The sequence below is a fragment of the Acinetobacter ursingii DSM 16037 = CIP 107286 genome (assembly GCF_000368825.1).
GTDB lineage: Bacteria > Pseudomonadota > Gammaproteobacteria > Pseudomonadales > Moraxellaceae > Acinetobacter > Acinetobacter ursingii.
Map to the genome: position 1 here is coordinate 334,001 of NZ_KB849717.1, position 15,151 is coordinate 349,151.

Consider the following 15,151-nt stretch of genomic DNA (forward strand, 5'->3'; position numbering starts at 1 on the left):
TTTGAATTACCAATAGAAGTTAACACCAACTTTACCCACTGGAAGCCATTCATATTTATTTTTGTCTTCGATTTTATGTTCTTCAGCTCTTAAATCCGCATTGATATCACTTACACCATTTTCAGGAGTAAGGTTATATTGAGTCAACTCTACTTTTGGGTTACCTGTGTAATATGCGCCAACTTCTGCGAATACACCCCAGTTTTTATTGAACTTTGGTGCAAAACCCAAACCAACATATGGTGCAATGTCGTTATCATACTTTAACTTACCTGTAACAGAACCTTCCTGACCAGCAGTACCTTGGTAAAAGTTACCATTCACTTTTAAGGTATTAGAACCAGAAACACGGTTAGTTAAGTCATAATCATTGTCAACATAAGCAGCACCAGCAGCAACATACAAACCTTGTGCCCAAGGATTAGCACTTGCACCCCATGGACGAATTTCAGCATTCAAATAGGCTAATTTATTGTCCATATCCATGTCATAAGTTGTTCCATCGATTTTCAAATCATCTGACCATGAAATATCGCCGCCATTATAACCTAAAGCTAAACCGACGTATGGATTGGCTTGCCAAAGGAAAGCACCACCATAACCAGTTGTACCGACTTCAGCACGAACACCCACTGGAAGAAGTTGTTTCTGATCAAATGCATAATGATCATGGACTACAGAATCATCAGCCATAGTAGTACCCGCCACAGCAGCTAAAGCACCAGCAACCGCAAGTAGTTTTAATGTTTTCATTGCTCTCTCCTCAAAAGACTTTTATTCAAATCTAAATTTTTATTGCGTAGATGTATCTTAGGAGAAAGTATGGTTTGGTTTTATACGAGAATTGATCATTTTCTGTTAAGTTTTGATACAAATAAGTTTGGTTCTTGTTTTTAAAGCAGTTATTCGTAATTTTTTTTATCAAGATTTTAAATGGCTTTTTTCAAATCAATCTTTTCTTTCACAACATTATTGACGCTAATTAGTGTAAAATTATGCAAATTTTTTTGGAAGGAAGAACATGTCTCAGCTTTCTACAATCATTGAGCAAGCGTTTGAAGATCGTGCGAATTTGAGCGCAACGGATTGTCCAGCAGAAATTCGTGATGCTGTAGAGCAAGCGATTGCGGGTTTAGACAACGGTACATTACGTGTTGCTGAAAAAATCGATGGCGAATGGATGGTTCATCAATGGCTAAAAAAAGCCGTGTTATTATCTTTCAAATTGAATGATAACAAACCAATCGAATCTTGTGATTTACGTTTCTATGACAAGGTTGATACTAAGCATGCAGGCTGGACTGAAGAACAGTTCAAAGCTGCGGGTGTACGTGTTGTACCGCCTGCTGTAGCTCGTCGTGGTAGTTTTCAGGCAAAAAATGTCGTGTTAATGCCTTCTTATGTCAACATTGGTGCTTATGTAGATGAAGGCACTATGGTGGATACATGGGCAACTGTGGGTTCATGTGCTCAAATTGGTAAAAATGTTCACTTGTCTGGCGGTGTAGGGATAGGTGGTGTTTTAGAGCCTTTACAAGCCAACCCAACCATTATCGAAGACAACTGTTTTATCGGGGCACGTTCTGAAATCGTTGAAGGTGTGATTGTTGAAGAAGGTTCTGTGATTTCAATGGGTGTATTCATTGGTCAATCAACCAAAATCTTTGATCGTGAAACTGGCGAAATTCACTATGGTCGTGTACCAGCAGGTTCTGTGGTTGTTGCGGGTAGTCTTCCATCAAAATGCGGTACTTATAGCCTTTATGCTGCGGTAATCGTGAAAAAAGTGGATGCCAAAACTCGCGCTAAAACCAGTTTGAACGATTTACTTCGCGCTGACTAATTGCATTTATTTGCGGAGCTTAATTGTTCCTCGTCTCTACGTTCAAATCTGATCGTAGAGATTTTTGTTTTCTAAGATGTGGTATTTCTGCAATGACTTCTCTACGCTCAACGACTATTCCGGTATCAGATCCTGCGGCGGGTCTTCGGATTACGGAAATTTTTTATTCCTTGCAAGGAGAAGCCAATACCGCAGGCTTACCCACTGTTTTTATTCGTTTAACGGGCTGTCCACTACGCTGCTCATATTGTGATACGACCTATTCTTTTGAAGGCGGTGAACGTCAGTCACTCGATCAAATTATCGAAACAGCGTTATCATTTAAAACACCTTATATTTGCGTCACAGGTGGAGAACCTCTTGCTCAACCTAATTGTTTGCATTTACTAACCAGATTGTCAGATTTGGGCTGTCAGGTATCTTTGGAAACCAGTGGTGCGCTAGATGTGTCCAAAGTCGATTCTCGTGTATCTAAAGTACTGGATTTAAAAACTCCAACGTCTGGTGAAGAAAAGCGTAATCTGCTCAGTAATTTGGATTATTTAACTCCGCATGACCAAATCAAATTTGTGATTTGTAATCGTGAAGATTATGAATGGTCAAAACAGCAATTAGAGAATTATCAGTTAAATGAGAAAGTCAGCACCGTCTGGTTTTCCCCTGCTTTTGCAGTTGAAAAAGCTTCGGTTAAACTACCCCAGTTAGCGCGTGATATGGCGCAATGGATTCTAGATGACCATCTCCCAGTACGTTTCCAATTGCAATTGCATAAATTGCTCTGGAATGATGAAACGGGACGTTAATCTACTTTTATTTTGTTAGTTATTTTTGGAGAATATCATATGCGCCCTCGTGCCATTGTTTTATTATCAGGCGGCTTAGACTCGACGACTTGCCTAGCTTGGGCACAAGCGCGTTATGAATGTATGGCGCTCAGTTTTATGTATGGACAGCGCTCCACGACTGAACTTGATGCAGCTAAAGCGATTGCTCAAAATGCAGGTGTAGAGCACCGTGTCATTAATATTGATTTGGGTAATTTAGGGGGTTCTGCACTCACCGATCATAATATTGATGTGCCAGATCATGAACAAGAAGGCATTCCCATTACCTATGTGCCAGCTCGCAATACCATCTTTTTATCTTACGCGCTAGCTGCTGCTGAAGTGTTTGGAGCGGAAGCCATTGTCATTGGGGTCAATGCGGTAGACTATTCAGGTTATCCAGATTGCCGACCAGAATATATTGAAGCATTTACAAATATGGCACGTTTGGCTACTAAAGCAGGTGTAGAGGGAAAACCTCTTACATTTGAAACACCTTTGTTACATTTATCCAAAGCGAATATTATACGTTTAGGTATTGAACATGGCGTAGACTATAGTCAAACTGTCTCTTGCTATCAGGCAGATGCTGAAGGTCGTGCATGTGGGAAATGCGATAGCTGTCGTTTACGTAAACAAGGGTTTATGGAAGCTGGCATTGCAGATCCTACACGCTATATACCATAATAATCAGGTAATATTTATGAAATTATTGAACACAAAACTACTTCTTTCTTCACTTATGGCTGCTGCTGCTTTTACTGCAACGGTTTCACATGCTGCTGATGAAAATAAACTGCAACAAGCCTACAAAAGTACAAATGTAAAAGGTGCTTTAATTAATCTGTGTAAAGATGAAACAGGTAAAGGCAATAAATTAACTGCGGCAGAAGTGAGTAAGTATTGTACTTGTGCAGTCGAAGCCGATGGAAAAATGACCAATGCACAAAAATGGGAAGTACAAAGTGCTATTAATGCCAAGAAAAGCCCAAGTTCTTTAGCTTTTGTACAACAGCAAAATAAAGATCTTCAAGCATGCTTTGGCCCACAGTTGACTGGCAAGTTAAAAGGTTTGACTGAAGAAGCGATGAAATCTGCTCAAGGCAAAAAATAAGCAGAAAAAATCAATTTAAAATGAGCCACTTTATGTGGCTTGTTTTTTCTGGAGAGAAAATAAATGAGCAACGACAATATTTCATTACCTAATCAAACTTTCCCCACAACACAGGGTGAAATTAATCTGGCAGATGTCTCTGCTGAATGGTTAATTCTTTACTTTTACCCGAAAGATTCGACACCTGGTTGTACCACTCAAGCCGTTGGGTTTTCATGTCTAAAAGATCAATTTGATGCTCTTGGTGCAACAATTGTTGGTGTATCTCGTGATTCAGTCAAAGCACATCAAAATTTTACTGAAAAACAGGCATTGACGATTGATTTAATTAGCGATAAAGATGAGATTCTTTGCCAGCATTTTGATGTGATTAAAGAAAAAAATATGTATGGTAAAAAAGTCATGGGCATAGAACGTTCAACTTTTATTTTCCATAACAAAAAATTGGTTAAAAGTTATCGTAAAGTCAAAGCCGCAGGACATGCCGAACAAGTTCTGGAAGATTTAAAAACTCTTCAACAAAATAATTAGATTTCGAATGATGTAGCTTATTGATTGCTCATAAGCTACATCTGAATTTTTATGATGAACAATTAACGTTTTACTTTCCAATCGACGTTCATCTTGATATTTATTTTTTCACCCATCCCGTCTGGTGCCTTTTTCATACCAAAATCAGCTCGATTGATCGTTGTTGAAGACACCATATTCATTAACTTTTGATTGTTCGTAACAGGTTTTAGTGTGCTATCAAAAATGACAGGTCGGGTAATCCCTCTTATGGTTAATTGCCCTAAAATTTGATACTTATTATTTCCCAAGGCTCTAAATTGATCACTTTTAAAACTTACCGTCTTAAACTGTGCAGCATAAAACAAATCTTTTCCCAATAATGTACTTTTCATGGCGGGATTGTTCAAACTTAAACTATCCACATCCATTATAAAGCGTGTAGATGCCTGCTGTGGCGCATTTTCATCAAAGTTCAAAGTCGCATGTACAGTATTAAACTTAGCGATGACCATAGACTCACGAGCTGAATCGATATGAAACCCGACATTGCTTGTTGGAGCTAATACCCAATTTGCCGCATGAACTTGGCTCATTGATACCACAATCAACGCACCAATCCATAAACTTTTTGCTAATCGCTGATTTGCAATGACAGTCATCATAAACACCAAGACAGGAAAAGAGACTTTACTTTAATCTCCTAAACCAGATTCGACTTGTCATTTAATACAAACTTATTTTGTAATTGCCGATAGATTGAAGTTTTCTGAAAATTCTCCAAAAACTGAATCGTTCCCTGTGGAAATGCCTGTTTTTGGATTTCACCACGATAATAAGCCTCTCGGATCGGAGTAGCAGACATCGACTCTTTCAAACTTTCTAACTCCACCATGGTCCACTCAGGAAAAAGCTTTAAGTAATACGAGGATTCATCTTTAAAATGCCCAATTAAACCAATTTTTGCATGAAGTGGCGTGATCTGATTGACCAGTGTTTTGACTTGATTGACCCATTTTTGATCATCATAGACATCAATGACATGTACAAAGTGAATCCGCTCTTGATCTTCCTCGGAAAAATTAGAAAGAATCATTTGCTCCCTTTCTGCTGCCAAAAAAGGATTTTTAATATTACGCTCAGGTTGCGCCGATCCCAAAGCCAATATAACGTTTTGGCTTTGTTGGAGGGCTATTTCTACAGTTTGCAAATGTGCAAGATGAAAAGGCTGAAAACGTCCAATAAAAACGAGATAATCAAATATGTACATAAACCAACTTAATTTTTTATGAACTCACCAGTAGTCATTTATAATCAAATTTACGACATAATGGCAAACATAAACCCAAGATTGAAAGCAAGGATAGTACGATGACACTTCGCTGTATTCAACAACCTCATCAACATTTAAATGCAAAACTTGAAAATGGCATACTGACTTTAGCCATTCATCGCCCTGAAGCAAAAAATGCATTATATGGTGAATTGTATTTGTGGATTGCACAGGCATTGGATGAAGCAGATCAATCCAGTCAGGTTCGCGTGGTGATTTTGCGTGGCGCAGATGCAGACTTTTCTGCGGGTAATGACATGAAAGACTTTATGTCATTTATTCAAAAACCTTATCAAGGCAAAGCTGGAGATCAACCTCCTTTTGTTTTACTCAAATCAGCGGCGAAACTTTCTAAACCGCTGATTGTTGCAGTTAAAGGGGTTGCGATTGGAATTGGTGTCACGATTTTACTGCATGCAGATATTGTCTATGCAGACAACACAGCGTTATTCCAGATTCCATTTGTCAGTCTTGGTCTATCGCCAGAAGGCGCTGCAAGTCGTTTATTGGTGAAACAAGCAGGTTATCACCGTGCCGCAGAACTTTTATTTACCGCCAAAAAATTTAACGCAGAGATTGCAGAAAAAGCAGGTTTGGTCAATCAAATCAGTGATGATGTTTACGCATTGGCCGAACAAACTGCTCAGCAATTGGCTGCATTACCACTTGCATCCATTCGACAATCCAAAGCTCTCATGAAGCATGATCTTGATGAAATTGTGCAATGTGTTGATGATGAAGCCGAGATTTTCATGCAACGTGTCCGTTCGCCTGAAATGAAAGAAGCGGTTCAAGCCTTTATGGAAAAGCGTAAGCCCGATTTTTCCCAATTTGGATAAAATCAATAGACTTCTTTCATAAATCCTTTTTATTTCTCCCTATGGGAGAAAAATAAAGAGGGTTTCAACAATTATGAATGAAGTCTAACACTAAAAAAACCTGAGATTGAATGTCTGCATTGAAAAACCAATGAATAAGATGCAGCTTAATCTCAGGAATACACTTTTTTACCTAGATAAAATGATTGAATGTTATTCTCATTCATCATCTTCATAACGAAATATTTAAATAGTGATGGCAAATTCAGAAAATCTCCCAAAAAATTCTCAGCAGGTTTCAGATAAAAAACGTTATTTTGAGCCTGCCCCCCAAGATATTGATGTTGAAAATTTTCGTAAAGTGATCGAAAGTCGTCGTTCCGTACGCAAATTCACAGATAAAGCCATTCCAACCGAAGTGCTCGATGCATGTCTTGACTTGGCACTTCTTGCACCAAACTCGTCCAATCTACAACCTTGGACATTTTATGTGGTCCAAAACCCTGCGAAGAAAAAACAGTTAGTTAAAGCTTGTCTGGGACAATTAGCAGCAAAAACGGCTTCCGAACTTATTGTTTGTGTAGCGCGAACAGATCGTGTCGATGAAATGGCAAAAAAGAATATTTCAGAATTTCCATTTCCTGAAGCCCCTGAAATGGTTAAGAAATACTATCGTTTCATTCCGTATAACTATAAAACTGGTTATTTCAATGCACTCGGCAACTTTAAAAAAGTCGCCTTTAAAGTGGCACGAAGCTTAGATAAACAACTTCCTGTCACCGCATTTAACCCTGCCGATGCAAAACTTTGGGCAAGTAAATCCACCGCTTTGGCTTGTGAAAATCTAGTGCTTTCGCTCCGCGCTTATGGTTTTGATAGTTGTATGATGGAAGGTTTTGATGAGCCAATGGTTCGTAAAATATTAAAACTCAATGATCAGCAATTTCCTGTGATGGTCATTGGTGCAGGCGAACGTGCTAGTGATGGTGTATTTTTCCCGCAGTACCGTTTTGATCGTGATTTATTCATTCAAAAAGTTTAATTATTGAATATCTAAAATCTGAATAAATTCAAAAGCAGGCTCTTCATAAGGATGGCTTGCTTTTAATGCTGTTGCAACGGTACTGGCTTTTTCTTCTGAAACAATAGTTTCTACGCGCCATTCTTCAAGCTGTTCTAACTCATCCAATTTGCCTAAAAATGGATTTGCACCGCAGACTGGCTTAAACTGCCCGATTCCTTTCACTTGCCATGCACAGTGTTGATAATTACCAATCCCCCCTGCTCCAGCTTCAAAAATAGCTTGTTTAGTCACTTCAAGATGAGATTCAGGTACGTAATAAATCAGTTTAAGCATAATCCGATATAAGATGAACACGTTAGGTTTATCTTAAACAATTTAGTTTCAGGATTAATCGTTATGATTGTAAAACTAGATAATTTCCCAAAATCCATAATAATTCTGCAGTAATGACTGCGCAAAACCACATCCAACCTTTACGTTTTCGAGTAAGCATTAGCTTATTTTTTTCCATATCTATACTCCAAGCTGCTTTTATTTTACTTGTATAAAATAAAAGCAAAACCTATACCAATTTAGAGCCAGTTAAATTTAAAAAGTCTGTGGGCTAACTTTAAGTTTTAAAATACTGAGTCATTTTCATCATCATTGACAAATTTTCTTAGGAAAAATAGCGCTTCTCGAAAAATCTCATGCCAGTCTTCACTTGGTTCTTGGTATATGCAATGCCAGAAAAACTTAAACTCTAAACCACCATCATCAAGACAATAATGAACCCATGTATCTGGTATAACTTGAGTCGCTTCACAGCAATAAAAATACCAATCTTGATGATTAGATTTAAGTACTAAGTTCCCTATAAATTTGGGATTATCTCGTGCAATCAAACCTGATTCTTCAAATAACTCACGAATTGCAGCATGCTCATAGGTTTCATTTGGCTCTATGCTTCCTTTCACCAATTGCATTCCTGCTAAAGGATGCCTGAAAGCCAATATCTCTAAGGTCTGTGCTTTTCTTCTTATAAGAATTGGAACGACTTTCTTAATCATTGTAGACCTAATAAAAAAACATCTTTGATTGAGTCAATCAAAGATGTTTTTTCTAATCACTGATTTATATTAACCAATAAACTTACGCGCATTACGGAACATACGTAACCATGCCCCATCTTCATTCCAGTCTTCTGGTTTCCATGAGTGTTGTAAAGCACGGAAATTACGCTCTGGATGCGGCATCATAATCGTCGCGCGGCCATCTTTCGAAGTTACACCCGTAATTGCTTCAGGTGAACCGTTTGGATTCAGTGGATAATGTTGCGTCGGTTGACCCAAACTATCTACATAACGCAAGGTCACTTGATTATTGCTATTCAAGCTCGCCAAGTGCTCATTACTTGCAACCACACGCCCTTCTCCATGTGCTACAGCGATTGGCAGAATTGAGCCCTGCATATCTTGAAGCAATACCGATACCGATTTTTCGACACGTACATTGACTGCACGTGCTTCAAAAACTTCTGATACGTTACGATGGAAACGTGGCCAGTTGTCTGCACCAGGAATCAGTGGCGCAAGTTGTGACAACATCTGACAACCATTACAAATCCCTAAACTAAAGGTACTTTCACGGTTAAAGAAACTTTCAAACTGATCACGTAATTTTGGATTAAACAATACTGACTTCGCCCAGCCACCACCAGCACCAAGCACGTCACCATAAGAGAAACCACCACAAGCGACCAGACCTTCAAAATCTTGTAGGTCGACACGACCTGCTAATAAATCGCTCATGTGCACATCGACAGTATTGAACCCAACTTTGTCAAATGCTGCTGCCATCTCAACATGACTGTTGACACCCTGCTCACGCAAAATCACCATATTAGGACGGCGTGTTGCGATAAATGGCGCTTCAACAGGTTCATTTAGATCGAAAGTTGCTTGTGCAATTAAACCTTTATGGTTTTGATCTGCAATAAGTGCAAATTCCTGATCGGCTGTTTCTACGTTATCACGCAGACGCTGGATCTGATGTGAAACTTCTGCCCATGCTTGTTGTAGTTCGGCACGCGCTAATATTAAACCATTGATACTCAGTTGATCAGTGTTATTCACACGTCCAACCAAATGTATAGCATCTCTTAAATTCGAGCTTTCAATTTCAGCTTGTAACGCATCCCAATCAGTGGCTTTAAGTTGTAAAACTGCACCAATTTCTTCTGCAAATAAACTTTCAATTGTTTGAGGTTCTAAAGCTGCACCTAAACGTGATGCAAACATCATTTCAGCCACAGTAGCCAACAAACCACCATCACCAATGTCATGGTAAGCTTGTACCAGACCGCGATTATTCCAATCTTGTATCAGATTAAAGAAATCTTTTAAATCTTCAAAACTGTCTACATCTGGCGTAACCGTACCAATGGCTTTATACACTTGGGTCAAAATCGATGCACCGATACGGAATTGACCTTTAGATAAATCAATACGTACCAGTACAGAACCATCAATATGTTTAAGTTCAGGTGTTAATGTTTTACGCACGTCACTTACTGGTGCAAATGCCGTAATCACGCCAGACATTGGGGAAGTGACAGCTTTCTCGATGCCATCATCATTCCATGTAGTACGCATAGAAAGTGAATCTTTACCTACAGGAATTGCAATTCCAAGTGCTGGACACATTTCCATACCAATGGCTTTTACGCCATCAAACAAGGCTTGATCTTCACCTTTTTGACCTGCTGCTGCCATCCAGTTTGCAGAAAGCTTAATATCACCCAATTGTTCAATATTTGCCGATGCAATATTGGTAATTGCTTCCGCAACCGCTAAACGTGCCGATGCAGCAGGATTTAACAATGCCACAGGGGGACGTTCACCCATTGCCATTGCTTCACCTGTATAACCTTGCAAACTGGTCGTGGTTACTGCGGCATCCGCAACTGGAACCTGCCATGGGCCGACCATTTGGTCACGCGCAACCATACCCGTAATTGAGCGGTCACCGATCGTGATGAGGAATGATTTGGATGCAACGGTTGGATTTTTCAAAACACGGAAAATTGCATCTTTTAAATCAATTTTTGATGTATCAAACTCGTTGCCTGTACGTTCAACAGTTTCATACGAACGCTGCATACGTGGTGTACCACCGAGCATGACTTGCATTGGAATATCTACCGCATTGTCATGGAACAATGGATCTTCAACAGTCAAATGACGTGCTTCAGTTGCTTCACCCAAGACCGCAAACGGACAACGTTCACGCGCACAAATTTCTTCAAACAATTCTAACGATTCTGGGCGAATCGCAAGTACATAACGTTCTTGTGCTTCGTTTGACCAGATTTCCATCGGGCTCATGCCACGTTCCAACGATGGAATCTTACGCAAGTTTAAAATCGCGCCCAACTCATGATCATTCACAAGTTCAGGCATAGCGTTGGATAAACCACCTGCACCGACATCATGAATCGATACAACTGGGTTAAAGTCTTCCATGCGCCAACAAGTATCAATCACTTCTTGGCAACGGCGTTCCATCTCAGGGTTTTCACGTTGTACCGAAGCAAAGTCCAGATTTTCACCCATCGTACCGCTATCAACAGAAGATGCTGCACCGCCACCTAAACCGATCAACATCGCTGGGCCACCCAGAACGATCAGTAGATCTCCTGGTTGAATGGCATCTTTTTCGACATGGTCAGGACGAATATTGCCGTAACCACCTGCAATCATGATCGGTTTATGGAAGCCTTTGACTTCGCCATTGACGTTTTGTTCAAAAGTACGGAAATAACCATTTAAGTTAGGACGACCAAATTCGTTATTAAACGCCGCGCCGCCCAATGGCCCTTCAATCATAATTTGTAATGGCGATGCCATACGTGAAGGTTTGCCGTAATTATCTTCCCATGGCTGCTCAAAACCCGGAATATTCAGGTTAGAAACAGTAAAGCCCGTTAAACCCGCTTTTGGTTTACCACCGCGACCTGTTGCACCTTCATCACGAATTTCACCGCCCGAGCCAGTTGCAGCGCCTGCAAAAGGAGAAATGGCAGTCGGATGGTTATGGGTTTCCACCTTCATCAAGATGTGAGCAGCTTGGCTCTTATATTTATATATAAAATGACCTGTTTCATTGTCTTTCTTTGGATAAAAACGCTGAGTGTCATAACCTACAATCACAGAAGCATTGTCTTTATATGCCGACAACACTTCATTCGGTGATTCTTTATACGTATTTTTAATCATCTGGAACAAAGATAATGGCTGTTTTTCACCATCAATTGTCCATTCTGATCCAAAGATTTTATGACGACAATGTTCAGAGTTCGCCTGAGCAAACATCATCAATTCGATATCGTTAGGATTGCGCCCCAAGTCTGTAAATGCTTGAGTTAAATAGTCAATTTCCTGTTCAGACAAGGCAAAACCAAATTCATTATTGGCTCTGACCAGTGCTTGTTTTCCCTCACCCAAAATATCAATTGAATTTAAAGGTTTTGGCGGCGTTTCTAAAAATAAACGATGGGCATCTTCGATCTGGCTGAAAACTGTTTCAGTCATACGGTCATGTAGAGCCTGTTTAACCTCATTACTCAGTTCAGAAACACCTTTTAAGGTATATAAAATACCGCGTTCCAAACGATGCACTGGCGTATTACAGTTTTTAAAAATATCAGTCGCTTTAGAAGACCACGGTGAAATCGTTCCAATGCGTGGAGTGACCAAAACTTGAAGTTCATCATTGGCCACTTGGCGCAACTCAAACGATGTACCATCATTTAAAAGTTGCAATGCAGATTGATGCTGCTGCTCGTCGAGCGCTTGATCAAACAGGTAAACCCATTGGCTGTCAAAGGTTTGGACTGAACTGATTGACGATAAACGTGTTAATAGTTGAGCTTTCTTGAATGAAGAATGTGCTGGTGCACCGGCCACGATAAACATGTTGATTTTGGCTCCACGGGCAAGTCTTTTGAACTTTACCGCAATGTGACTTTAGAGAGAGCGCATATTCTACTGTGAAAAGGCAAAATCAGCTAGATGGAGAGCATGGATTTCTCTCATCTTATTCAACAATTAGCCCAATTTATATCTTTGTTCTTAATCCGATTAAACCATAGCTAAAGCTAAGCTGAATAAAAATAAACCGTTTTAGTACTTTGCAATAGGTTTTTTCAGATGTATCCAAATGTGACACTTACAAACCGATCAGAGCGCACAAATAACAATTTATGCGCTACTCCCCATTGAAGATGACTTATCAATAAACAACGATAAGCGCATTAAAAAAACAATCAAAGCTTTAGCTACAAGTCACACCATCGATGCTCACTACTTTTTTCGCATTCATCATCACTACAGAATCAGCAATATTTTCAATAATTCGGTTCAGTGATTGTGTGGAGGCCGCCACAATATTATTAATATTTCGACGCTCACCCTGAACAGGCACAGTGAAATGAGTTCGACAACTGATTGAACGATTTTGTAAAGTAGTTGTAGCTTGATTCGTAGCAGATGACTCCATTGCTAGCGGAATATCTGCTTTAATGATCCATGTCACCATGACATTCATATAGTGATCATGCGTACTTGTCAGTGGATGATTTGCAGAATCCTCAATCACATCAAAATTTGAAAAATCAGTCGCAATTCGATAAGACACCTGACCAGCAGACATGCCACTATTATATCGATCGACCGCACCCAATTTTTGCTGTAATCCTGCCGACAAACCATCTCTTAATTGGGTACTTAAAGTCGAGGTCCAACGATCATTGTCCAGCACTTTAGATCTGCCTTGATGATCCTGTACCACAATAGATGCCCGATCTAAGCGATCAGGCAATCCAACAGGCATAACTTCAATGACTCTCACCCCCGAATGTGTAATCGGTGTTGCTTTAGCCTGCAAGGTGTAATAGTTGGGTGTTGGTGAGCTTGAGCAGGCGCTCAGAAATACTCCTGTCAGGATGACGACACCTAATCTGAAATTATTTTTATTTTTCATTTCGATCTACCTCAGGAGTTTTACCGCGAATCAACGATTCTGGATGTTGTTCAATATAATCTGACATTAATTGTAAAGATGCTGCTGCACGAGTCATTTGCTGTAAAGCTCGGCGAACGTCTTGTTGCATTGGCGCATCGCTAGAGAGAATAGATTGGGTCGAACGTAAAGTCCCACGTACATCATTCAAGGTAGATTGTAATTCTGGCGCAACTTTGCCATCTAACTGTTGAACCAGTTGATTGGTTGAGTTAATCGCATTATTCATATTCCCCAGTGTTTTTCGCATATCCTGACCAATTTCTACCAGTGGGAATTTAGTCAATTTATCTGCAATCTGAGAAATCTGAGCCTGTAATCCTTTTAATTCAGATGGCATGGTTGGAACTTCAAAGCGACCACTCGGCAATACTTTTACGGATGCAGGCTTAGCCTTAGGGAACAGATCGAAAGCAATATAATTTTGACCTGTGATTAAATTACCTGTTCGCATTTGTGCTCGCCAACCATTTTGCACAAAACGTTTAAAAATCTCTCCATCAGGATCCATCTCCTGACCATGCGTTAAACGGGATGGATAAACCACGCCTTCAGCACGCATACGTACATGTGTATAATTGTGATCAAACTCAGCATTGATCGCTTTAATTTCTCCGACATCAATCCCCATAAAGTCAATTGGCGCACCTGCACTTAAACCACGTAACGACTGATCAAAATACATGACAATATTAATCGCTTTACCATCAGGATCTTTTAAAGCCTCTGTTTTAGAGTCCCATAGATTAAAGTGACTCGAATTCTGAGCAATCGGCGCATCAGAATTATCAGGGTATCCAAATGCAATACCACCCGCCACGATACTTGCCAAAGACTGCGTATCCAGATTAAATCCAGATGCATTTAAACTCACATCAATCCCACTGGCCTGCCAAAAACGCGCATCTTGCGTGACAAATTTGTCGTAAGGTGAACGAATAAAGGTTTGTAGCTCAACATGCTGACCATCTTTAGCCAAATTATACGCAGTAATTTGACCAACATTGATCCGTCGATAATAAATAGGAGATCCAATATCTAACGATCCCAAATCTTTTGCTTTTAAGAAAAATCTTTTACCTGGTACATCCGAGGTCACGACAGGTGGGACTTCCAATCCGTTAAATTCTTCTTTTTTTTCCTTTGCTTTTCCGCCATCGACGCCAATATATGAGCCAGAAAATAAAGTATCTATGCCTGAAATACCACTGGTTCCTACTCTAGGGCGCACCACCCAAAATCGCGAATCTTTCGCTGCAAAATTACTGGCATCTTTGCGTAATTCGATTTTGGCAATAACGTGTGAGCGATCATCCGACAGTACAATTTCACGAACCAATCCGATATCTACTTGCCGATATTTAACAGTCGTCTTGCCAGCCACCAATCCTTCAGCCGTTCGAAATGAAACATAAATCGTCGGCCCGATTGCAAGAATAGATTTGATTGCCAAAGACAGCCCAATTAATAAGGCAATAAACGGAATCAACCAAATTAATGCAGGTCGCCATTTGCCCTTTTTTTTCTGAGGCTGTGGCACACGTTGCTCAGTCTGATGATCCGTTTGAGTGGGATCAGCTTCTGCGGGGTTATTCGTTGTATTATTTTCCGTCATCATGCATGTT

Annotated in this window: 16 protein-coding genes; 7 read left to right on the forward strand and 9 right to left on the reverse strand. The window is 39.9% G+C overall.

The window, feature by feature from the left end:
* Positions 1-6 precede the first annotated feature (6 nt).
* Positions 7-753, reverse strand: a complete 747-nt coding sequence (gene carO / locus F944_RS09120) for an ornithine uptake porin CarO (protein WP_004989626.1) — start codon at positions 751-753, stop codon at positions 7-9.
* 268 nt (positions 754-1,021) lie between these two features.
* On the opposite strand from carO, the gene dapD reads away from it, so the two are divergent.
* The 5 genes from dapD (at position 1,022) to F944_RS09145 (ending at position 4,312) form a co-directional block, all read left to right on the forward strand.
* On the forward strand, positions 1,022-1,843 hold the full coding sequence (gene dapD / locus F944_RS09125; protein WP_004989632.1) for a 2,3,4,5-tetrahydropyridine-2,6-dicarboxylate N-succinyltransferase: 822 nt from the start codon (positions 1,022-1,024) through the stop codon (positions 1,841-1,843).
* Positions 1,844-1,935: 92 nt separating this feature from the next.
* Complete coding sequence (queE, locus tag F944_RS09130; protein ID WP_010588773.1) at positions 1,936-2,646, forward strand: 7-carboxy-7-deazaguanine synthase QueE; 711 nt, start codon at positions 1,936-1,938, stop codon at positions 2,644-2,646.
* Positions 2,647-2,685: 39 nt separating this feature from the next.
* Entirely contained in the window at positions 2,686-3,354 is a 669-nt protein-coding gene (queC, locus tag F944_RS09135; RefSeq protein ID WP_004989634.1) for a 7-cyano-7-deazaguanine synthase QueC, read from the forward strand.
* Between the two features lie 16 nt (positions 3,355-3,370).
* A complete protein-coding gene (locus tag F944_RS09140) occupies positions 3,371-3,781 on the forward strand; it encodes a hypothetical protein (protein WP_004989635.1) in 411 nt (136 codons plus the stop codon).
* Positions 3,782-3,844: 63 nt separating this feature from the next.
* Positions 3,845-4,312 (forward strand): peroxiredoxin, encoded by a 468-nt coding sequence (locus F944_RS09145; RefSeq protein WP_004989636.1) that lies wholly within the window; start codon positions 3,845-3,847, stop codon positions 4,310-4,312.
* A 62-nt stretch (positions 4,313-4,374) separates the two neighbouring features.
* On the opposite strand, the gene F944_RS09150 is transcribed toward F944_RS09145, so the two are convergent.
* Both F944_RS09150 and F944_RS09155 read right to left on the reverse strand, forming a co-directional pair.
* Complete coding sequence (locus F944_RS09150; protein WP_004989637.1) at positions 4,375-4,956, reverse strand: YceI family protein; 582 nt, start codon at positions 4,954-4,956, stop codon at positions 4,375-4,377.
* Positions 4,957-4,994: 38 nt separating this feature from the next.
* Positions 4,995-5,561: a nicotinate-nicotinamide nucleotide adenylyltransferase gene (locus F944_RS09155; RefSeq protein ID WP_004989640.1), complete on the reverse strand. Its 567-nt coding sequence runs from the start codon at positions 5,559-5,561 to the stop codon at positions 4,995-4,997.
* 101 nt (positions 5,562-5,662) lie between these two features.
* Here F944_RS09155 and F944_RS09160 point away from each other — a divergent pair, with 101 nt between their 5' ends.
* On the forward strand, positions 5,663-6,463 hold the full coding sequence (locus F944_RS09160) for an enoyl-CoA hydratase-related protein (RefSeq protein ID WP_004989642.1): 801 nt from the start codon (positions 5,663-5,665) through the stop codon (positions 6,461-6,463).
* Positions 6,464-6,698: 235 nt separating this feature from the next.
* A complete protein-coding gene (locus F944_RS09165) occupies positions 6,699-7,484 on the forward strand; it encodes a nitroreductase family protein (RefSeq protein WP_004989646.1) in 786 nt (261 codons plus the stop codon).
* Here the strand turns inward: F944_RS09165 and F944_RS09170 are convergent, their stop codons facing one another.
* The 6 genes from F944_RS09170 to F944_RS09190 all read right to left on the reverse strand — a co-directional run bounded on the left by F944_RS09170 (position 7,485) and on the right by F944_RS09190 (position 15,141).
* The gene (locus F944_RS09170; protein ID WP_004989647.1) at positions 7,485-7,799 is read right to left on the reverse strand and encodes a YqfO family protein; all 315 of its coding nucleotides are present in this window, start codon (positions 7,797-7,799) and stop codon (positions 7,485-7,487) included. It lies immediately after the preceding gene.
* Between the two features lie 61 nt (positions 7,800-7,860).
* On the reverse strand, positions 7,861-7,977 hold the full coding sequence (locus F944_RS17465; protein WP_004989648.1) for a KGW motif small protein: 117 nt from the start codon (positions 7,975-7,977) through the stop codon (positions 7,861-7,863).
* Positions 7,978-8,083: 106 nt separating this feature from the next.
* Complete coding sequence (locus tag F944_RS09175; protein ID WP_004989651.1) at positions 8,084-8,515, reverse strand: NUDIX hydrolase; 432 nt, start codon at positions 8,513-8,515, stop codon at positions 8,084-8,086.
* A gap of 69 nt (positions 8,516-8,584) precedes the next feature.
* A complete protein-coding gene (gene purL, locus F944_RS09180) occupies positions 8,585-12,421 on the reverse strand; it encodes a phosphoribosylformylglycinamidine synthase (protein ID WP_004989652.1) in 3,837 nt (1,278 codons plus the stop codon).
* A gap of 358 nt (positions 12,422-12,779) precedes the next feature.
* Entirely contained in the window at positions 12,780-13,487 is a 708-nt protein-coding gene (locus tag F944_RS09185) for a PqiC family protein (RefSeq protein WP_004989654.1), read from the reverse strand.
* Positions 13,477-15,141: a PqiB family protein gene (locus F944_RS09190; protein ID WP_035245736.1), complete on the reverse strand. Its 1,665-nt coding sequence runs from the start codon at positions 15,139-15,141 to the stop codon at positions 13,477-13,479. Before F944_RS09190 ends, F944_RS09185 begins: the two co-directional genes overlap by 11 nt.
* Between the last annotated feature and the right edge of the window lie 10 nt (positions 15,142-15,151).